The sequence below is a fragment of the Pseudomonas sp. NY8896 genome (genome assembly GCF_039634505.1).
Genome location: NZ_CP132350.1, coordinates 1711181 through 1729900 on the forward strand (window position 1 = coordinate 1711181; position 18720 = coordinate 1729900).

General features: G+C 63.0%; 16 protein-coding genes. 6 read left to right on the forward strand and 10 right to left on the reverse strand.

Annotated features, from left to right (window positions below):
* Position 1: 1 nt before the first annotated feature.
* Positions 2-877, reverse strand: coding sequence for a LysR substrate-binding domain-containing protein (locus tag Q9451_RS07640; protein ID WP_012273969.1), 876 nt, complete (start codon positions 875-877; stop codon positions 2-4).
* 114 nt (positions 878-991) lie between these two features.
* Between Q9451_RS07640 and Q9451_RS07645 the strand changes: the two genes are divergently transcribed.
* Positions 992-2629, forward strand: a complete 1638-nt coding sequence (locus tag Q9451_RS07645; protein ID WP_012273968.1) for a 5-guanidino-2-oxopentanoate decarboxylase — start codon at positions 992-994, stop codon at positions 2627-2629.
* A 72-nt stretch (positions 2630-2701) separates the two neighbouring features.
* Here Q9451_RS07645 and Q9451_RS07650 read toward each other — a convergent pair whose 3' ends face one another.
* Positions 2702-3622: an AraC family transcriptional regulator gene (locus tag Q9451_RS07650; RefSeq protein ID WP_012273967.1), complete on the reverse strand. Its 921-nt coding sequence runs from the start codon at positions 3620-3622 to the stop codon at positions 2702-2704.
* Between the two features lie 202 nt (positions 3623-3824).
* Here Q9451_RS07650 and Q9451_RS07655 point away from each other — a divergent pair, with 202 nt between their 5' ends.
* Both Q9451_RS07655 and Q9451_RS07660 read left to right on the forward strand, forming a co-directional pair.
* Positions 3825-4118, forward strand: a complete 294-nt coding sequence (locus Q9451_RS07655) for an antibiotic biosynthesis monooxygenase family protein (RefSeq protein ID WP_012273966.1) — start codon at positions 3825-3827, stop codon at positions 4116-4118.
* Between the two features lie 16 nt (positions 4119-4134).
* Positions 4135-4401, forward strand: a complete 267-nt coding sequence (locus tag Q9451_RS07660) for a hypothetical protein (RefSeq protein ID WP_012273965.1) — start codon at positions 4135-4137, stop codon at positions 4399-4401.
* Here Q9451_RS07660 and Q9451_RS07665 read toward each other — a convergent pair whose 3' ends face one another.
* Both Q9451_RS07665 and Q9451_RS07670 read right to left on the reverse strand, forming a co-directional pair.
* Entirely contained in the window at positions 4402-5007 is a 606-nt protein-coding gene (locus Q9451_RS07665; protein ID WP_012273964.1) for a flavin reductase family protein, read from the reverse strand.
* Between the two features lie 118 nt (positions 5008-5125).
* Entirely contained in the window at positions 5126-5413 is a 288-nt protein-coding gene (locus tag Q9451_RS07670) for a hypothetical protein (RefSeq protein WP_012273963.1), read from the reverse strand.
* A gap of 341 nt (positions 5414-5754) precedes the next feature.
* On the opposite strand from Q9451_RS07670, the gene Q9451_RS07675 reads away from it, so the two are divergent.
* Positions 5755-6507 (forward strand): membrane protein, encoded by a 753-nt coding sequence (locus tag Q9451_RS07675; protein ID WP_012273962.1) that lies wholly within the window; start codon positions 5755-5757, stop codon positions 6505-6507.
* 200 nt (positions 6508-6707) lie between these two features.
* On the opposite strand, the gene Q9451_RS07680 is transcribed toward Q9451_RS07675, so the two are convergent.
* From Q9451_RS07680 to bglX, 4 genes are all read right to left on the reverse strand, one after another.
* Entirely contained in the window at positions 6708-8027 is a 1320-nt protein-coding gene (locus Q9451_RS07680) for an MFS transporter (protein WP_012273961.1), read from the reverse strand.
* Between the two features lie 242 nt (positions 8028-8269).
* Positions 8270-9604, reverse strand: a complete 1335-nt coding sequence (locus tag Q9451_RS07685; RefSeq protein WP_012273960.1) for a sigma-54 dependent transcriptional regulator — start codon at positions 9602-9604, stop codon at positions 8270-8272.
* Positions 9598-11355, reverse strand: coding sequence for an ATP-binding protein (locus Q9451_RS07690; protein ID WP_012273959.1), 1758 nt, complete (start codon positions 11353-11355; stop codon positions 9598-9600). Before Q9451_RS07690 ends, Q9451_RS07685 begins: the two co-directional genes overlap by 7 nt.
* Before the next feature lie 85 nt (positions 11356-11440).
* Complete coding sequence (bglX, locus tag Q9451_RS07695) at positions 11441-13732, reverse strand: beta-glucosidase BglX (RefSeq protein WP_012273958.1); 2292 nt, start codon at positions 13730-13732, stop codon at positions 11441-11443.
* Between the two features lie 186 nt (positions 13733-13918).
* On the opposite strand from bglX, the gene Q9451_RS07700 reads away from it, so the two are divergent.
* Both Q9451_RS07700 and Q9451_RS07705 read left to right on the forward strand, forming a co-directional pair.
* A complete protein-coding gene (locus Q9451_RS07700) occupies positions 13919-14536 on the forward strand; it encodes a TPM domain-containing protein (RefSeq protein WP_012273957.1) in 618 nt (205 codons plus the stop codon).
* A gap of 62 nt (positions 14537-14598) precedes the next feature.
* On the forward strand, positions 14599-15813 hold the full coding sequence (locus Q9451_RS07705) for an SAM-dependent methyltransferase (RefSeq protein ID WP_012273956.1): 1215 nt from the start codon (positions 14599-14601) through the stop codon (positions 15811-15813).
* 33 nt (positions 15814-15846) lie between these two features.
* Here Q9451_RS07705 and Q9451_RS07710 read toward each other — a convergent pair whose 3' ends face one another.
* Together Q9451_RS07710 and Q9451_RS07715 are read right to left on the reverse strand one after the other, a co-directional pair.
* The gene (locus Q9451_RS07710) at positions 15847-16857 is read right to left on the reverse strand and encodes a DUF4917 family protein (RefSeq protein ID WP_041166582.1); all 1011 of its coding nucleotides are present in this window, start codon (positions 16855-16857) and stop codon (positions 15847-15849) included.
* A gap of 83 nt (positions 16858-16940) precedes the next feature.
* Positions 16941-18647 (reverse strand): SulP family inorganic anion transporter, encoded by a 1707-nt coding sequence (locus tag Q9451_RS07715; RefSeq protein ID WP_012273954.1) that lies wholly within the window; start codon positions 18645-18647, stop codon positions 16941-16943.
* Positions 18648-18720 lie beyond the last annotated feature (73 nt).

An 18720-nucleotide genomic window follows, 5' to 3' on the forward strand; every position in this document is an offset into this window, starting at 1 on the left:
CTCACTGGCTAGCCTGGCGCTGCAGCCAATCCAGCAACTCCACTAAACCCGGTGGCAAGCTTCTGGCCTGGCTTACCAGGTAATAACCTTTACCCGTCAGCACCTTCAGCGCAAACGGCATGCACAGCCGCCCCCCGCGCAAGTCATCGCCAATCAGCGACCAATCACCGATAGCCACGCCAGTCCCCTGCGAGGCCATGGCCATTGCCATGTCCAGCGTCTCGAAATGCTGCTTGGGCCCATGACTGGCCAGCGTCACACCTGCTGCCTGCAACCACAACCGCCAATCATGCTCATCTCGTGACGGGTGCAGCAGCATGTGCCGCGCCAGGTCTTCCACCTGCTGCAAGGGCAGCGGCCCTTGAAGCAGTGACGGTGCGCATACCGGTGTCAGTTGCTCATCGAACAACTTGCGCACGTGCAGCCCGTGGTTCGGTGCATCGCCATAGACCACCGCGGCGTCAAAGCCCTCGCGGCGAAAATCCACCCCATGCTGCACGGTGGTGGTGAGTTCGACCGGTATGTCCGGGCGCAGGGCTTGCCATTCCATCAGGCGTGGCAGTAGCCAGCGCATCACGCAGGTCGGCGCCTTGAGCTGCAAGGTCGTGCTGTGCTCGCCCACCTCGCGCACGCCTTGATCGATCAGCGCGAACACCTGCTGCACCCGAGGCAGCCAGTCCTGGCCTTCACGGGTCAGGCTCAAACCGCGGGCCTCACGCTTGAACAGCGCATAACCCAGGTGCTCTTCGAGGGCTGCGATCTGCCGGCTGACGGCGCCCTGGGTGATGTGCAACTGTTGCCCTGCACGGGTGAAATTGCAGTGCTGGGCAGTGACCAGAAAGGTGTACAGGGTAGGCAGAGGCGGGAGGCGTTTCATTGCAGTAAGCCATGATCACAGGACATGGCTAGTATGTGTTTTTTTACATTGTGGGGATAGCCGTGGCTTGGGTCCAATAAGGGCATAACCCAACAAGATTCATGGTGAACCCCAATGGCAACCTGCGGTGAAGTACTGGTCAAACTCCTTGAAGGCTATGGCGTGGACCATGTCTTCGGCATTCCCGGTGTACATACCGTGGAGCTCTACCGTGGCCTGGCGGGTTCGTCCATTCGCCACATCACCCCGCGTCACGAGCAGGGGGCCGGGTTCATGGCTGACGGCTATGCGCGCACCCGTGGCAAACCCGGGGTGTGCTTCATCATCACCGGCCCTGGCATGACCAACATCACCACGGCCATGGGCCAGGCCTATGCCGATTCGATTCCGATGCTGGTAATTTCCAGCGTGCAGACCCGCGACCAGTTGGGCGGTGGCCGTGGCAAGCTGCATGAGCTGCCCAACCAGGCCGCGCTGGTAGCGGGTGTGGCTGCGTTTTCCCACACCTTGATGAGTGCCGCAGACTTGCCGCAGGTGCTGGCCCGAGCATTTGCCGTGTTCGACAGTGCCCGGCCGCGCCCGGTGCACATCGAGATACCGCTCGATGTACTGGTCGAACCGGCTGACTTCCTGTTGCCGGGCCGCCCGGTACGTGGCAGCCGGGCAGGAGCGGCTCCGCAGGCGGTGGCGCAGATGGCTGAGCGCCTGGCCAGTGCACGTCGGCCGCTGATTCTTGCCGGTGGCGGGGCATTGGCTGCGGGGGCTGCGCTGGCACGCCTGGCTGAACACCTTCAGGCCCCGGTGGCGCTGACCATCAATGCCAAAGGCTTGCTGCCGGCCAGCCACCCGTTGCAGATCGGTTCGACCCAGTCGCTGCCGGCCACACGTGAGTTGGTGGCCGAGGCCGACGTGGTGCTGGCGATTGGCACCGAACTTGCCGAAACCGATTACGACGTGACCTTCAAGGGCGGTTTCGAGATCCCGGGCAGCCTGCTGCGCATCGATATCGACCCGGACCAGACGGTGCGCAACTACCTGCCGGAGCTGGCGCTGGTCGCCGATGCCGAGCTGGCCGCCGAAGCGTTGTTCGGTGCCTTGCAGGCCCAGCCGCAACCGGTGCACGAAAGCACTTGGGGTGAGGCCCGCGTGGCCAAGCTACGCCAGGCTCTGGCAGCAGATTGGGACCAGCCGACCTTGAGCCAGACGCGTTTGCTGAACGCCATTCTCGAACGCCTGCCCAATGCCATTCTGGTGGGCGATTCCACCCAACCGGTGTACACCGGCAACCTGACCCTGGACATGCACCAGCCGCGTCGCTGGTTCAATGCCTCGACCGGTTACGGCACCCTGGGTTATGCACTGCCTGCGGCCATGGGCGCCTGGTTGGGCAGTGCCGAACAGGCCGACCAACGTGCGCCAGCGGTGTGCTTGATTGGTGATGGCGGCTTGCAGTTCACCCTGCCGGAGCTGGCCAGTGCGGTGGAGGCGCAGGTGCCGCTGGTCGTGCTGTTGTGGAATAACCAGGGGTACGAGGAGATCAAGAAGTACATGGTCAACCGGGCGATCGAGCCGGTAGGCGTGGATATCCATACCCCGGACTTCATCGGTGTGGCGCGGGCGTTGGGCGCGGCGGCGGAGCATGTGACGGATGTGGTGCAGCTACAGGCAGCACTGGGGCTGGCGTTGGAGCGCAAGGGGCCGACCTTGATCCAGGTTGACCAGAACCAGTGGCAAGAAACAGTGCTGCGATGATGTAGCGCTTAACCTGTTACGGCCACTTCGCGGGGTTACCCGCGAAGTGGCCAGTACAGGATCAGCCCGACTTTAGCCAGCAGTAGCCCGCAACCTGGCCACATCCCGAATCGGTGGCGCGCCGTAAAGCCGGCTGTATTCACGGCTGAACTGCGACGGGCTTTCATACCCCACCCTATAGGCCGCCACCGCCGCCTCGAGCCCGTCGTTCAGCATGAGCCGCCGGGCCTCCTGCAGGCGCAACTGCTTCTGATACTGCAACGGGCTCATCGACGTCACGGCCTTGAAGCGGTGGTGCAAGGTCGAGGTGCTGAGGTTGACCTCACGGGCCAGGTCCTCGATACGCAGCGGCTGCTGGTAGTTGTTGTTAAGCCAGGTTATGGCTTGGCAAACCCGGTGGGTCTGGCTGTTGGCCAACGCGATTTCATACAGCCTGCAACCCTGCGGCCCACGCAGCAAACGGTAGAGAATCTCGCGGCGGAACAGCGGTGCCAACATCGCGATATCACGCGGTGTGTCCAGCAGGCGGATCAGCCGTAGCAGGGCGTCAAGCAACGCCGCATCAGTCCTTTCCACGTACAAGCCACGGCCCGAAGGTCTATTGGGTACCAGCATCGGTCCGCTCTCGGCGATCAGCTGGCTGATTTCGGCCGGGTCCAGGTCCATGCGCAGGCCCAGGCTGGGGTTCTCCGGGCTGGCATCGAGCTTCACGCCGCTTAGCGGCAAGGTCACCGAGACCACCATGTAATGCAGTGGGTCGTAGGCGTACTGCTCGTCGCCGAGAAACAGGCTTTTGCTGCCTTGGGCAAGGATGCACAGGGCGGGTTGCGCAAGGGTCGGCACCGAGCGCACGTTCTCGGTGTAGCGCACCAGGTACAGGTCATCGATGGCCGAGGCCGGGCCGTGGGGCTCGCCGGCGTGGCGGGTAATCAATTCGGCCAGTTCCAGGCGCTGCAGTTCCAGGGTGGGGTCGGTGGACGTGGCGGTGGTCATGATGGCTTTCCTCTACTGACCGACGCAGCATAGGTTTGGGCACAGACGGGCGCTAGTCGAAAGCTGCACGTCGATTGCCTGATCCTGCAGCGCTGCAGGATCAGGCAATCGACGTGCAGTATTGGCCTAACGCGCCGCGCGGGTGAGCCCCTAACCTTGGCAGCCTGGCTTTTCCGTCCGCCCGCTTCAAGGAGATTGTGCAATGACCCTAAAACAACCGGTCACCCATCTTGCTTTCATTCGTGCCAGCAGCGGGCGTTCTGCAGAGCTGGGCGCGCGCCTGCGTGACCTGCTCGAGCCCTCGCTGCGTGCGCCGGGTTGCCTGAGTTTCACCGTGCAGCGTTCGCAGGCTGATGCTGACCTGTGGCTGCTCAGTGGTAGCTGGCAGGACCAGCAGGCGATGAGTGGCTACTTTGCTTCGCCGACGCTGGAGGTGTTTGGTGAGCTGGTGCAGGCGCGTGTGGTCAGTAGCCTGGACTTGCATACCTTCGATTGAGGGTGGATGAGGTAAAGTGACGCACTTGTTCAACCAAGCGGATAGCGACATGGCACGTAGGGAATTTACTCATTTCGAAGCGGTTTCGGCGATGGTGCCGGTGGAGGGGGGTGGCTACAACGCGGCCATCGCGGTCAAGGCCCTGGGCATGGGCGGTGCACCACGCTTTCACAAGGTGCTCGACGGGCAGGTGTTCAAGGGCGCCGTGGCCGCCGACGAAGCGGCCACCGCCGAGCTGCAACGCCTGCAGGGCGTCAGCGAAGAGGGCGAGCTGGTCTGGTGATCAGGCTGGCGGCCGGGCCATCTTGAACAGATTGCCCAGTTCGAAATAGTCCGCCGGGCCACCGCCACGCAGGATCGGCTCGGCGGCAGCGGTATCGTAGATGCCGTTGTTCAACAGGTGCTCGGCAATGTGCACCGCCACGACTTCCCCGAGGATCAGCCAGCTAGGCACCAATGCCTGGTCGGCCCGCTTGAGCTGGACGATCTGGCTGACCTTGCACTCGAAGGCTACCGGGGTTTCGCCCACGCGCGGCACCTTGACGATGCTCGACGGTGCGGCAGTGAGGCCGCTCAGTTCAAATTCGCTCACATCGGCAGCAACTGGCGCGCAGCTCAGGTTCATTTGCTCGGCCAGTGGGCGGGTGGCCAGGTTCCAGACGAATTCACCGGTCTGCTCGATGTTGTTCAGGCTGTCTTTGCGCCCGACGCTGCAGAAACCGATGATCGGCGGGATGTAGTTGAAGGCGTTGAAGAAGCTGTATGGCGCCAGGTTCAGGCGACCGTCGCGGTCTTGAGAGGAGATCCAGCCGATAGGGCGGGGACCGACGATGGCATTGAACGGGTCGTGGGGCAGGCCGTGGCCTTTGGCGGGTTCGTAGTAATACATCTGTGCTGGGCTTGCTGGCCCTACCTCCTGGTGGACAAGGTGCCTAGTGTGCCAAGCCTGAGCTCGCCTGCAAATGATCAAGCCCGGCTAAAGCCGGGCTGGGTGCTCGCATCAGGGATCAGCTGATGCGGTGGGCGTTGGTGCGGTCGAAGCCATCTTCGGCGAAGCGTTGGCCGCCGGTGCGGTCGAAGCCGTCTTCGGCGAAGCGTTGGCCGCCGGTGCGGTCGAAGCCGTCTTCGGCGAAGCGTTGGCCGCCGGTGCGGTCAAAGCCGTCTTCAACGTAACTAGCGGATTGAGTCTGGGCTGCGGCGAAGGTGTGGGCGTTGGTGCGATCGAAGCCATCTTCGGCAAAGGCGCCCGTTGCGAGAACCGAGAGGGCCAGGGTGAGGATCAGTTTGTTTTTCATGGTCGTTGCTCCAGGGGTTCGTGAGTTGTTTGTTTCTATGGGTTAAATGCTACGCCTATTAATTAGATTAAAAAGCGCAAAAAATAGCGGTTAAAAATCTAATAAATAGATATATATGGGTGCGCATACCATCAATCAGGCAGCAGCCTGGCCCAAGGTACGTCGGTGCTTGCACCAACGTTCTGCCAGCCATTGCAGCTTGATGAGGTGGAATTAATAGGGCGTTAAGAAGGAAAAATCTGAAGCAGATGGCCGATGAACGTATTTTTCATCTATCACCAACCGATTTTTCAGACGCTGCTCAGCACCATCGCCGCACCTAAAACTGGAGCGGCACAACAATGAACAAACTCCCGCAAATCACCTTGGCCTTCTGGGTCATGAAGATCTGCGCTACCACCCTGGGTGAAACAGCAGGCGACTTGCTGTCGATGACCCTGAACATCGGCTATGCACTTAGCTCGCTGCTGCTGATCAGCGTGTTTCTGCTGACGTTGCTGGGCCAGTTGTACTCGCGCCGCTATCACCCGATGCTGTACTGGTTGGTTATTCTCTCCACCAGTACCGCTGGCACCACCATGTCCGATTTCATGGACCGTACCCTGGGGCTGGGTTATGCCACGGGTTCGGCGCTGCTCATCGGCATCCTGTTACTGACCTTCCTGGTCTGGCGTCTGAGTGGCAACCCGCTGGATGTCACCCGTATCAAGAACCGCACGGGCGAGCTGTTCTACTGGGTGGCAATCCTGTTTTCCAACACCCTCGGCACCGCGCTGGGCGATTACCTGGCCGATGACTCGGGGCTGGGCTTTGCCGGTGGCGCACTGTTGATTGGCAGTGCCATTGCATTGGTGGTGGTGGCTCGATATTGGACCCGCATCCCAGGCGTTGTGTTGTTCTGGGTCGCGTTCGTGCTCACCCGGCCGTTTGGCGCCACCTTGGGTGACTTCCTGACCAAGCCGCATGAGAAGGGCGGCCTGGACTTTGGCACGGTCGGCTCTTCGGCAGTGCTGGGCGGGGTGCTGCTGGTGCTGGTGCTGATGGCCAACTGGTACCAGCGCCGTGAACCGCGTCAGGCGTTGGAGGTGTCTTGAATCGGCTCATCAGGGGCTTTGGAGGTATGGCTTGATGTTTGCGGTGTTGCTGAAATCGAGCGCCGCGCGCGGCGCTCGATCTCGAAGGCGATAAACCTGTTTTGACAAGCACTTGGCAGCCGAGATGCTTTATCAGAGCGGGCATAAAAAAGGGGCGCCCCATACAATGGTGCGCCCCTTTCAGTATTACCAGGCCTGCGTCAATCAGTAGTAATTCGCGAGTGTTGCTTGGTGTCCTTCATGGTTGCGTAAACCAGCAGCGAGCAAGCGATGCAGGCGGTAACGTACCAGTAGAAGCCGCTTTCCATGCCGACGCTCTTGAACCACAGGGCCACGTACTCAGCGGTACCGCCGAAGATCGACACGGTCAGCGCATATGGCAGGCCTACGCCCAGTGCGCGAATTTCAGTTGGGAACAGCTCGGCCTTGACCACGGCGTTGATCGAGGTGTAGCCGCTGACGATGATCAAAGCAGCCATGATCAGGAAGAACGCGCCCCACCAGGTTTGGATGGTGTGCAGGGTGCTGAGGATCGGTACGGTGAACAGGGTGCCGAGCACACCGAAGGCGATCAGGATCGGACGTCGGCCGATCTTGTCGGACAGCCCGCCGATCACCGGCTGCAGGCACATGAACAGGAACAGCGTGGCGGCCGAGATGGTGGTCGAGTCGCTGATGCTCATGCCCACGGTGTTGACCAGGTACTTCTGCATGTAGGTGGTGTAGGTGTAGAAGGCCAGGGTGCCGCCCATGGTCAGGCCGACCACTGTCATCAGCTCCTTGGGGTGACGCAGTAGGGTGCGCATCAGGCTTTCCTTGGCCTTTTCCTTCTTGGTGAACGATGCGGTTTCTTCCATGCCGCGACGCAGGTACAGGGCCACTACGGCGCACAGCGCACCGATCACGAACGGCACGCGCCAGCCCCAGGCATACAGCTGCTCGGTGGTCAGGGTCTGCTGCAGGACGATCAATACCGCCAGGGCGATGAGCTGGCCGGAGATCAGGGTCACGTACTGGAAGCTGGAGAAGAAGCCACGGCGTTCCTTGCTGGCCATTTCGCTGAGGTAGGTGGCCGAGGTGCCGTACTCACCACCTACCGACAGGCCCTGCAGCAGGCGTGCGATGACCAGCAGGATAGGCGCGGCGACGCCGATGGTTTCGTAACCCGGGGTCAGGGCGATGACCAACGAGCCTGCGCACATCAGCAGTACCGAAGCCATGAGCGCGGCCTTGCGGCCCTTGCGGTCGGCGTACAGGCCCATCAGCCAGCCGCCGATCGGGCGCATCAGAAAGCCCACGGCGAAGATCGCGGCGGTGTTGAGCAGTTGTGCGGTGGAGTCGCCGGCCGGGAAGAAGGCCTTGGCGAAGTACAGCGAGAACGCGGCGTAGACGTACCAGTCGTACCATTCGACCATGTTGCCGATGGACCCGCTGAAAATCGACTTCAGGCGGCTGGCGGTGGTTTTTTCTGCGGCAGGCGCGGTGGCCGCCCCGGCGGGCAGGGAGGTGGCGTTATCCATCAGGGATACCTTCTCGTTGTTTTTGTGGAGCGCGCCGTGGCGCAGCTTGCACAGGTGATTGCAGAAGGTGTGCCAAATGGGTGCAGGCTGATTCATTTGAGGGCGTAGTCTGCCCAGACCCCGCATGTTAGTGGCCTTGTAGGAGCGGCCTTGCGTCGCGATGGGCTGCAAAGCAGCCCCAAGATCGCCGAGAAGTAAGCGGATGTTTGCTTATTAGTCATTACCAATAAGCGGATTTCCGCTCATTCGCGCCCGACAAAATCCTCACGTACCAAACCATGCCGCTGCATCTTCTCGTTCAGTGTGCGCCGCGGCAGCTGCAACGCCTCCATCACTGCATTGATCGCCCCACCATGCTGGCGCAACGCCGCGCGTAGGCATTGCGCCTCGAACGCTTCCATTTGCTCGCCCAGCGATTGCCCGGCAGGCGCCACCTCGATGTTCGGCGAACCCAAACCCAATGCATGCCGCTCCGCCGCATTGGCCAGTTCACGCACATTGCCCGGCCAGTCATGCGACAGCAGTTGCGCCAGCTGTGCTCCCGACGGCGGCGGCGCGGCACGCCCAAGCTTTTCGCTTGCTGCACGGGCAAAGTGGTCGAACAGCAGCGCGATGTCCTCACGCCGTTCACGCAATGGTGCCAGGCGCAGCTCGGCCACGTTCAAGCGGTAGGCCAGGTCTTCGCGAAAGCGCCCGGCACGGGCTTCGTCGAGCAGGTCGGGCTTGGTCGCGGCAATGATTCGCAAGTCGACGCTGATGCTCTGGTTGGCCCCCAGGCGCTCCACCTTCTGTTCCTGAATCACCCGTAGCAGCTTGGCCTGCTGCGCCAGTGGCATGCTCTCGATTTCGTCAAGGAACACCGTGCCACCGTTGGCGTACTCCAGCTTGCCGATGCGCTTGCCCTGGGCGCCGGTAAAGGCGCCGCTCTCGTGACCGAACAGCTCGGCCTCGAACAGCGACTCTGGGATTGCTGCACAGTTGAGGGCAACGAACGGCTTGTCGGCGCGCGGGCCAAAATCGTGCAGGCAGCGGGCGACACGCTCCTTGCCACTGCCGGTTTCACCACGAATCAGCACATTGACCGGCAGGCTGGCCAGCTCCAGCACTTGCCGGCGCAGCTGCTGCAGGCCTTGGGACATGCCAAGCAGCGTCCCCTCCAGGCGTGACTTGAGGTCGGCCTGCTCGTGCAACCGGCGGTTCTCCAGCACCAGCTGGCGCTTCTCCAGGGCTCGGCGCAGGCTGCCCAGCAAGTGTTGCGGGGTAAAGGGTTTTTCAAGGAAGTCATAGGCCCCGTTGCGCATGGCTTCTACCGCCATGGGCACATCACCGTGGCCGGTGAGCAAAATCACGGGCAGGTCGGGGTCATCCGCCTGCAGGCGTTCGAGCAATTGCAGGCCATCCATGCCCGGCATGCGGACATCGCTGATGATCACCCCGGGAAAGTGCCGCGGCAGGTGTGCCAGGCACTCTTCGGCGCGGGCGAACAACTGCACGCTGAAGCCGGACAGGCTCAGCCATTGCTCGACAGCCGTGCGGATACTGGCTTCATCATCGACGACGATCACCGAATTCAACATACAGGCTCCAGGTCACGGGGCAGGGTAAGGCTCAGGCGCGCGCCGCCGGGCAGGTTTTCGGCCTGTAGCTGGCCACCGGCCTCGTGCACGATGCCATAGGAAATGGCCAGGCCCAGCCCCAGCCCTTCACCCACTGGCTTGGTGGTGAAGAATGGGTCGAAGACCTTGGCCAGGTCGGCTTCGGCAATGCCGCCACCGGAGTCGAGCACGCTAAGGCGCCACAGCTCGCCGTCGGGCTCAATGCGGATTTCCAGGCGTTTGTAGCGCTTGTCGGCCATGGCGTCGAGGGCATTGCGCAGCAGGTTGATCAGTACCTGCTCCAGGCGGATGGCATCGCCACGTACCCAGGCCGGGCGTGCCAGGTACAGGGCCACCTCTACTTCTTCGCTGCGAATGCGCGCTTCGAGCAGGTGCAAGGCCTGGTCGACCACGGTGGCCAGGTCGAGGCGCTCGCGCAGGCCCACCGGGCTGTTGCGGGCGAAGGTTTTCAGGTGGCTGGTAAGCGCTGCCATGCGTGTGAGCATTTGTTCCAGCGGCTCCAGCGCCTGCCGCGCTTCGTCATGGCGGCCATGGTCAAGCAGCAGGCGCAGGGTTTCCAGCTGCATGCGTTGGGTGGTCAGCGGTTGGTTTATTTCGTGGGCCATGGCCGCCGACATCTGCCCGAGCGCGGCCAGTTTGGCGGATTGCACCAGGCCTTCCTGGGCGGTACGCAGCTCGCGCGTGCGCTCCTCGACCTGGCGCTTGAGCTCTTGTCGGCTGCGCTGGCGCAGGCGGGCCAGGCGCAGGCGCTGGCTGACGAACAGCGCAGCGAACACCAGGCTCAGCCAGACGGCGGCGGCGCCGAGGGCGGCATTGCGGCCATCGGCGGCGACCTGCGGTTTGCGCAGCAGGTGCAACGTCCAGTTTTCGCCTTCCAGCGGCAGGCTCTCCCACAAGTACTCGGCGCTGCCCTCCGGGCCTTGCACGCGGCTAAGGGTGCTGTTGGCGGCAAAGCGCGTCAGCACCTGATGTTGCAGCGGCACCAACGGTTGCTTGTCGTACTGGCGGGTTTCGGCCAGTTCGGCCCGGTCGGCGCCACTGAGCGGCTGCAGCTCGCGGTAGCGCCAGCCGTCCTGGTTGGCAATGAAGGTAATGCCGCGGGCGTCGCTGACCAGCAGGGTATCGCTGCCCTGGCGCCATTCGCGTTCCAGTTCGGGGAACTCCAGCTTCACCACCATGGCGCCGAGGAAGCGGCCATGCTCATCGTTGACCGCGCTGGCGAGGAAGTAACCCGGCACGCCACTGGTCACCCCCACGGCGTAGAAGCGGCCGCTGCCCTGGCTGCGGGTTTGCTTGAAGTAGGGCCGGAAGCCGTAGTTGGAACCCACGTAGCTGCTGGGCAGCCGCCAGTTGCTGGCAGCAATGGCCAGGCCGGTGCGGTCGAGCAGTTCGAGGGTGGAGGAATTGGCGGCGCCGTTGATGCGTTCGAGCTTGTGGTTCAGGGCGTCCTGTACGTGTTCGGTGACCGGACCGCGCAACGCGGCGATCAGCTCCGGGTCCAGCGCCAGCACGGCGGGCAGGGCGCGGTAGCGGTCGATCAGGGTGTGCAGGGCGTTGGCGTACAGGCCCAACTGCTGGCTGGCACGCTGGGCGTCGTCTTCCATGGCCTGGCGCTTGGCCTGGTGCATGGCCCAGCCGGCACTGAGGGCGGTACCCAGCACGATCAGCAGGGTGATCAGCCCCAGACGCAGGGCGCGAAAGGAAAAGGGCATGGGGGCGGATCCGGATGATTGGGATGTCGGGGCCAGCCCTTTCGCGGGGAAGCCCGCGAAAGGGCCGGTACAGGCGACCTTTCAGTTACAGCAGCTCGAAACTCTGTTGCTGCACCGCCTGGGAATCCAGCCCGACCTGGACATTGAATTCCCCGGGCTCGGCAACCCGCTGTAGCTGGCCATTGTAGAACTTCAGGTCGTCCTCGCTGATGCTGAAGGTCAATGTGCGCGTCTCGCCAGGCTTGAGCATAAGCTTCTGGAAGTTTTTCAGCTCCTTCACCGGGCGGCTCATCGAGGCGGACACATCCTGCAGGTACAGCTGCACCACCGTCTCGCCTGCCACCTTGCCGGTGTTCTTGACCGTTACCTTGGCTTCCAGCGTATCGCCGCGCTTGAGGTCTTTGCTCGACAGCGCCAGGCCCGACAACTCGAAGCTGCTGTAGCTCAGGCCATAGCCGAACGGGTACAGCGGCCCGTTGGGCTCTTCGAAGTACTGCGAGGTGTAGTTGCCCGGCTTGCCCGGCGTGAATGGCCGGCCGATACGGGTGTGGTTGTAGTACATCGGGATTTGCCCGACCGAGCGCGGGAAGGTGATGGCCAGCTTGCCAGAGGGGTTGTAATCGCCAAACAGTACGTCGGCGATGGCATTGCCGCCTTCGGTGCCGGCGAACCAGGTTTCGAGGATCGCGTCGGCCTGCTCGCGTTCCCAGCTGATCGACAGCGGGCGGCCGTTCATCAGCACCAGCACCAGTGGTTTACCGGTTGCCTTGAGGGCCTTGATCAGCTCGCGCTGGCTGGCCGGGATTTCCAGGGTGGTACGGCTCGACGACTCGTGGGACATGCCGCGCGACTCGCCGACCACTGCCACGATCACATCGGACTGCTTGGCCGCCTTGACCGCTTCATCGATCAGCACCGCAGGCGGACGTGGGTCGTCGACGATTTCCGGGGCATCGAAGTTGAGGAAGTTCAGGTAATCGAGGATCGCCTTGTCGCCCGTGACGTTGGAGCCTTTGGCATAGACCAGCTTGGCCTTGCCCTCCATGGCACGGCGCAAGCCTTCGCGAACGGTCACCGAGTGCACGGGTTTTCCGTCGGCGGCCCAGCTGCCCATCATGTCGATCGGGGCATCGGCCAGCGGGCCGACCAAGGCAATGGTGCCGGCTTTTTTCAGTGGCAGGGTCTGGTTGCGGTTTTCCAGCAGCACCAGGCTGCGGCGGGCCACGTCACGCGCGGCTTCGCGGTGCAGGCGGTCGTTGCCGTAGTAGTCTTTCAGGTCGGTTTCGGCCTTGCCGATACGCACGTACGGGTCTTTGAACAGGCCCATGTCGTACTTGGCACCCAGCACTTCACGCACCGCCTGGTCCAGCTCGCGCTGGGTCACTTCGCCAGACTTCAGCAAGCCCGGCAGCTCTTCGCCGTACAGGGTGTCGTTCATGCTCATGTCGATGCCGGCCTTGATCGCCAGCTTGGCGGCTTCACGGCCGTCGCGGGCGACGCCGTGGCGGATCAACTCCTGGATTGCACCGTGGTCGCTGATGGTCACGCCCTTGAAGCCCCACTCCTTGCGCAGCAGGTCGTTCATCAGCCAGGTGTTGGAGGTGGCTGGCACGCCATTGATCGAGTTCAGCGCCACCATCACCCCGCCGGCACCTGCATCGAGTGCGGCGCGGTAGGGCGGCAGGTAGTCGTTGTACATTTTCGGCAGGCTCATATCGACTGTGTTGTAGTCGCGCCCGCCTTCCACCGCGCCATACAGGGCGAAGTGCTTGACGATGGCCATGATGCTGTCGGGGTTGGCCGGGCTGCTGCCCTGGAACGAGCGCACCATCACCTGGCCGATTTTCGAGGTCAGGTAGGTGTCTTCGCCGAAGCCTTCACTGGTGCGGCCCCAGCGCGGGTCACGGGCGATATCGACCATCGGTGCGAAGGTCATGTCCAAGGCGTCGGCCGAGGCTTCGATAGCGGCGGTGCGACCGACCTTGGCAACCGCGTCCATGTCCCAGGTGGCAGCCATGCCCAGGCCGATCGGGAAGATGGTGCGTTCGCCGTGGATGGTGTCGTAGGCGAAGAACATCGGGATCTTCAGGCGACTGCGCATGGCGGCGTCTTGCATCGGCCTGTTTTCCGGGGCGGTGCGTGAGTTGAAAGTGCCACCGATGCGGCCGGCGGCGATTTCCTCGCGAATCTTGTCGTGGGGCATTTCTGGACCGATGCTGATCAGGCGCAACTGTCCGATTTTCTCGGCTTCGGTCATCTGGCTGATCAGATGGTCGATGAATGCCTGCTTGTCCTGCAGGGGCGGGGCGGTGGGGGCGGCGAGGGCCGCCTGACTGGCAAGGCCCATGGCCAGGCCCAGCAAAGACAGTTTCATCATCAATTCCGTTGTGGGGCCTCTGCCGTATCCACGGTGATACGTGCGCGACCGAAGTTTTCAGGCGGCTATTGTTGTACGATTTGCAGGCATTTCTTCCAGCGGCGGATTATGCCTGAATATGTCGCTAGCGGATGAAGCCCCGAATGCCGGGACAACAACTATAAGAACGCTCAAGAGACCGACGGCATGACCCCTTTCGATGAGTACCATCAGCGGCAGATTGCCGAAGCCATTGCCCGTGCCGAACGGCGTACCGATGCCGAACTGGTGACGGTGCTGGCCCGCCGTGCCGATGACTACGCCTATTGGCCTTTGTTCTGGGCCGCCGTACTGGCGCTGGCCGTGCCTGGGCTGTTGCACTGGCTGCTGGGCTGGCCTGGCGTGCGAGGCTTGTTGGTGGCCAATGTGTTGCTGTTCGTCGGCCTGTGCCTGCTGCTGCGCAACCCACGCCTGGCCGGCTGGCTGATCCCTCGGGGCCTGCGCCGCTGGCGTGCCTCGCGCCTGGCCCGGCAGCAGTTTCGCGAGCAGAACCTGCAGCGCACTGCAGGCGCCACGGGCGTGCTGATCTTTGTCAGCGAAGCGGAGCGGCATGTGGAGATTTTGGTCGACCGTGGTATCGAACATTACCTGGATACCACCGCCCGCGCGGCCATCGTGGCCCGCTTTGCCGAGCAGGTGCGCCAGGGCCGGACCTTGCAGGGCTTTGTCGAGTGCATCGAGGCCTGCGGCGAGTTATTGAGCGAGCACGTGCCGCCAACCCATGCCCGTAACGAGTTGCCCAACCGCCTGGTGATTCTCGATTGAGTCGGAAGCCGGCAGCATAGGGTGTAGAATGCGCTTCCCGCTATTCGAGGCACCGTTTCTCCATGTCCGCCAGTACTTCCGCCCCCTGTGCGCCAGATGCGCGCACCCAGTTTCTCGACCTGCTGAACGCCGCCTTGCACGGCAACACCCTGGTCAAGCTGGTGCTGGCGCGCCATGTCGGTGCCGACCAGACCTTGCAACGGATCATTGCCAAGCCGCTGCAGGTCAAGGGCCAGCCATGCCTGTCGCTGGTCTACCGCCACCAGACACGCGACATCACCCGCAACCTGCCGCTGGAGCAGGCCCAGGTGCTGGTCGCCGAGCTGCTGCCGGACAGCTTTCGCAATGCCCACCTGTTCGACGCTGACGGCGAAGTGCAGCTGACATTCAGCAAGAAGGGCAAACCGATGCTTCAGCGTCACGGTGCACAAGCACCGCGCGAGGCCGTCGCAGGCAGCGGCCACGACCGCGAGAAAAAGCGCTACCTGGAGCTGTCGCGGCCGTTCCTGCGCGACCTTGGCGTGACCGACGCACAAGGCGCATTGATCCCGTCCATGTCGCGCAAGTGGAAGCAGATCAACAAGTTCATCGAGGTCTTCGACCACGCCCTGGCCAGCGCGCCGGTGCCGGCGCAGCAGGCGCTGCGGGTCGCCGACTTCGGTTCGGGCAAGGGTTACCTGACCTTCGCCATGCATGACTACCTGCGCAACAGCCTGGGCCGCGATGCACAGGTGACTGGCGTGGAGTTGCGCCAGGACATGGTCGACCTGTGCAACGCCGCCGCCTCGCGCCTTGAGCACCCAGGGCTGGAGTTCCAGTGCGGTGACGTGCGCAGCGTAGTGCCTGCGGCCATTGAGGTGATGATCGCCCTGCATGCCTGCGACATCGCCACCGACTACGCCATTCACACCGGCATCCGCTGCAACGCTGCGATCATCATGTGTTCGCCGTGCTGCCACAAACAGATCCGTCCGCAACTGCACAGCCCAGGGTTGCTGCAACCGATGCTGCAGTACGGCCTGCACTTGGGCCAGCAGGCCGAAATGCTCACCGACAGCCTGCGCGCGCTGTACCTGGAAGCCTGCGGCTATGAAACCAAGGTGTTCGAGTTCATCTCGCTGGAGCACACCAACAAGAACAAGATGATTCTTGCGGTGAAGCGGCGGCAGGCGGTGGACAACGGCGCGCTGCTGGAGAAGATCGCCCAGCTCAAGGCGTTCTACGGGGTGCAGGAGCATTGCCTGGAGACGTTGTTGCGGGCGGATGGGTTGCTCTGACGGCCACCCACCTGCAGGTCTGTGGAGGACGTGTCAGCGTCGAGCAGAGGGTGGCTCGATCGCCAATGTCGCCTGCCCCAGCGGATGCGTACTGGCATCAAAGAAGTGCAGCGTGGTACTCACCAAGTCGGCGAACCGATCCACGAAATGCTGCTTCTGGTTGATCACCGAAGCCTCGCTCAACGGCCGGATAGCAATCGAAAGCTGCTTCGGCCGAGCCAGGCGAATGGCGTCGAGCAGGTGCTGGTCACTGCTGTCCAGATGCTGCCCGAACAGGCATAGCCCCTGGCTTTCCCGTGCCAGCTGCCCCAGGCACCAGCTCAGGTAGTCCGAGTGGCGGATGGCACGCAGTTTCTCGTCGCTGCGGTCTTCGTTGACGAACAGCGGTACTTCACCTGGGATGTTCACGGCAAACCCATCGAGCAGCTCGGCGCTTTCGGCGCTGCGTTGGCGGGTGGTGCCGTCGGGCAGCTTGAGCAGGTGCAGGCCGCCATGCAGGTGCAGCACGCGGGTGCCTTCGCTGCGGGTGCGGCGCACGTCGAAGTAGCCTTGCTCGTCGAACAGTTCGGCGAAGCCCTGCGGGGCGTATTGCACGGCCCACGGCAGCAGCAGGTCGTAGTTGCTGGTGTAGACGCTGCGGTAGCCGCGCAGGGCCTGGTTGAGCGCGGCCAGGGTGGTGGCAGGCATCAGTGGCCAGGGCAGGTGCACGGTACGCACGGCGTGGATCAGCGCTTCCTTGATCGAGTAGTAGCGGTTCAGCGGCGCGGTGGAGTTGATGGCCAGTGCGGCGTTGGCGCGTACTGTGATGTTGAGGGTGCTGAGTACGGGCTCGAACAGCTCCGTGCCCAAGGATTTGAACAATGCCTGGTCGCTGACCGCCAGGCCTTTCTTGCGGCCGGCGCGTTGCGCTTCCTCGAACAGCGAGAAGTAGCCGAACGGTTTCCACACTGCGCGGCTGGCGCCGTTGCCCAGCAGCAGGGCGTCGCAGGGGTGGCGGGCGGCGAGTGCTGGCCAGGAGGTGAGGGTGGCGTCGAGTGCGGGCATGCTGGGGTCCGTTGGGTGGAGCGGGGAACGGGGCGACTTTAGCATGTCGAGCGAGGTTCTCGAGAGCCGCTGTCCAGTTCCCGTCAGCGCTGTTCAGCTGTTTGCACACTTCGATTTCTGTTGCGCCAAACCCGATACGCCCGAATGCCTGCCCGCACCGAGCCGAACAGCAGTTTGTCTTCCATCTCCCGCGCCATCCCCGAGCGCACCAGCATGCGCAGGAAGGTACCCCGCGCGCGCGCGATGGCGAAGAAAATGCCCTGGGCGGCCAAGGTGTCGCGCACTTCGCGCAGGGCGGCGATGCCGCTGACATCGATGCTGGTGACGGCTTCGGCATCGAACAGCACGGCCTTTGGCTGGTTTTGGCTTTGCACGGCTTCTAGCAGGCGCATCTTGAAGTAGTCGGCGTTGAAGAACAGGATGGCGTCGTCGAAGCGGTACACCACCAGGCCAGGCACGGTGCGCGCGTCCTTGAATTTGCGGATGTCGACCTGGCCTTCGGTGCCCGGCAGCCAGCCCAGCACGGCATCGGTGGGCTGATAGATGCTGTAGAGCAGGCGCAGGATCGCCAGGGTCACGGCAAACACGATGCCGGGCAGCACGCCCAGGCCCAGCACTCCCGCCGTGGTCAGCAGGCACAGCCAGAACTCGAAGCGGCTTAGGCGTCGGATACGCCCCAGCGACTTGATGTCGATCAGCCCCCAGCCGGCCATCAGCAGCACGGCGCCCAGCGCCGCTTGCGGGATCCACGCCATGGGCGCGGTGAAGAACAGCAGGATCAGGGCAATCACCAGTGCAGCGATGATGCCCACCAGCTGGCTTTTGCCACCGACCATGTCGTTGACCGCGGTGCGCGAGTCGGCGCCGCTGATGGCAAAGCCCTGGGAAATACCGGCCGCCAGGTTACTCACACCCAGGGCGACGAATTCGTGGTTGGCATTGATCGCATAGCCATGCCGGGCGGCAAAGCTGCGTGCAGTGAGCATGGCGCTGCAGAAACTGACGGTTGCGATACCCAAGGCATCGCGCAGCAGGCTCTTCATTTCCGCCAGGTTGCTGTGCGGCCAGGCCAGTTTCGGGATGCCGGCAGGCACCGGACCGAGGATGGCAACGCCAAAGCGGTCAAGGCCGAACAGGCCGACCAGCAGCATGAACAGCGCCACCACCGTGAGGGCTGCAGGCAGGCGCGGGTAGCGACGTGGCAGCCAGATCAGCAAGCCCAGGGCGGCCAGGCCGATGATCAATGTTACCCAGTGGATTTCGCCCAGGCGCTGGAAGAAGTTGATCAGGCTGAGGATGAAGCCGTCGCCCTCGATCTTGAACCCCACTACCTTGGACAACTGGCCGGCGATCAGGCTGAGGCCGATACCGTTGAGGTACCCGATCAGGATTGGCCGCGAGAAGAAGCTGGCGATGAAACCGGCCCGCGCCAAGCCTGCGGCGATCAACATCACCCCGACCAGCACCGTGACGATAACTGACAGCTCGGCAATCCGCTGCGGGTCGCCCATGGCCAGCGGCGCCACGGCGCCGGCAATCATCGCGCAGGTAGCGGCGTCGGGGCCGACCATCAATTGGCGTGAGCTGCCGATCAGCGCGTAGACCATCATCGGCAGCACACAGGCGTAAAGGCCATATTGCGGTGGCAGGCCGACGATCTGTGCGTAGGCGATGGCAATGGGGATCTGGATCGCGGCTACCGACAGGCCAGCTTGCATGTCGGCGTGGAACCACTCGCGGCGGTAATGCAGCAAGTTGGCAAGGCCTGGTAACCAGCGGGAGAGAAACATGCGTTGTCCTTTCGAAATGTTTCACGAATCCATTGAGCATATCCGCCAAAAGCCGTTTCGCTTGCACGCGCAT

What these genes read in the sequence shown, in the direction of transcription:
- Q9451_RS07640 (WP_012273969.1), bottom strand. Translation starts at nt 877, where the DNA reads ATGAAACGCCTCCCGCCTCTGCCTACCCTGTACACCTTTCTGGTCACT.
- Q9451_RS07645 (WP_012273968.1), top strand. Translation starts at nt 992, where the DNA reads ATGGCAACCTGCGGTGAAGTACTGGTCAAACTCCTTGAAGGCTATGGC.
- Q9451_RS07650 (WP_012273967.1), bottom strand. Translation starts at nt 3,622, where the DNA reads ATGACCACCGCCACGTCCACCGACCCCACCCTGGAACTGCAGCGCCTG.
- Q9451_RS07655 (WP_012273966.1), top strand. Translation starts at nt 3,825, where the DNA reads ATGACCCTAAAACAACCGGTCACCCATCTTGCTTTCATTCGTGCCAGC.
- Q9451_RS07665 (WP_012273964.1), bottom strand. Translation starts at nt 5,007, where the DNA reads ATGTATTACTACGAACCCGCCAAAGGCCACGGCCTGCCCCACGACCCG.
- Q9451_RS07670 (WP_012273963.1), bottom strand. Translation starts at nt 5,413, where the DNA reads ATGAAAAACAAACTGATCCTCACCCTGGCCCTCTCGGTTCTCGCAACG.
- Q9451_RS07675 (WP_012273962.1), top strand. Translation starts at nt 5,755, where the DNA reads ATGAACAAACTCCCGCAAATCACCTTGGCCTTCTGGGTCATGAAGATC.
- Q9451_RS07680 (WP_012273961.1), bottom strand. Translation starts at nt 8,027, where the DNA reads ATGGATAACGCCACCTCCCTGCCCGCCGGGGCGGCCACCGCGCCTGCC.
- Q9451_RS07685 (WP_012273960.1), bottom strand. Translation starts at nt 9,604, where the DNA reads ATGTTGAATTCGGTGATCGTCGTCGATGATGAAGCCAGTATCCGCACG.
- Q9451_RS07690 (WP_012273959.1), bottom strand. Translation starts at nt 11,355, where the DNA reads ATGCCCTTTTCCTTTCGCGCCCTGCGTCTGGGGCTGATCACCCTGCTG.
- bglX (WP_012273958.1), bottom strand. Translation starts at nt 13,732, where the DNA reads ATGATGAAACTGTCTTTGCTGGGCCTGGCCATGGGCCTTGCCAGTCAG.
- Q9451_RS07700 (WP_012273957.1), top strand. Translation starts at nt 13,919, where the DNA reads ATGACCCCTTTCGATGAGTACCATCAGCGGCAGATTGCCGAAGCCATT.
- Q9451_RS07705 (WP_012273956.1), top strand. Translation starts at nt 14,599, where the DNA reads ATGTCCGCCAGTACTTCCGCCCCCTGTGCGCCAGATGCGCGCACCCAG.
- Q9451_RS07710 (WP_041166582.1), bottom strand. Translation starts at nt 16,857, where the DNA reads ATGCCCGCACTCGACGCCACCCTCACCTCCTGGCCAGCACTCGCCGCC.
- Q9451_RS07715 (WP_012273954.1), bottom strand. Translation starts at nt 18,647, where the DNA reads ATGTTTCTCTCCCGCTGGTTACCAGGCCTTGCCAACTTGCTGCATTAC.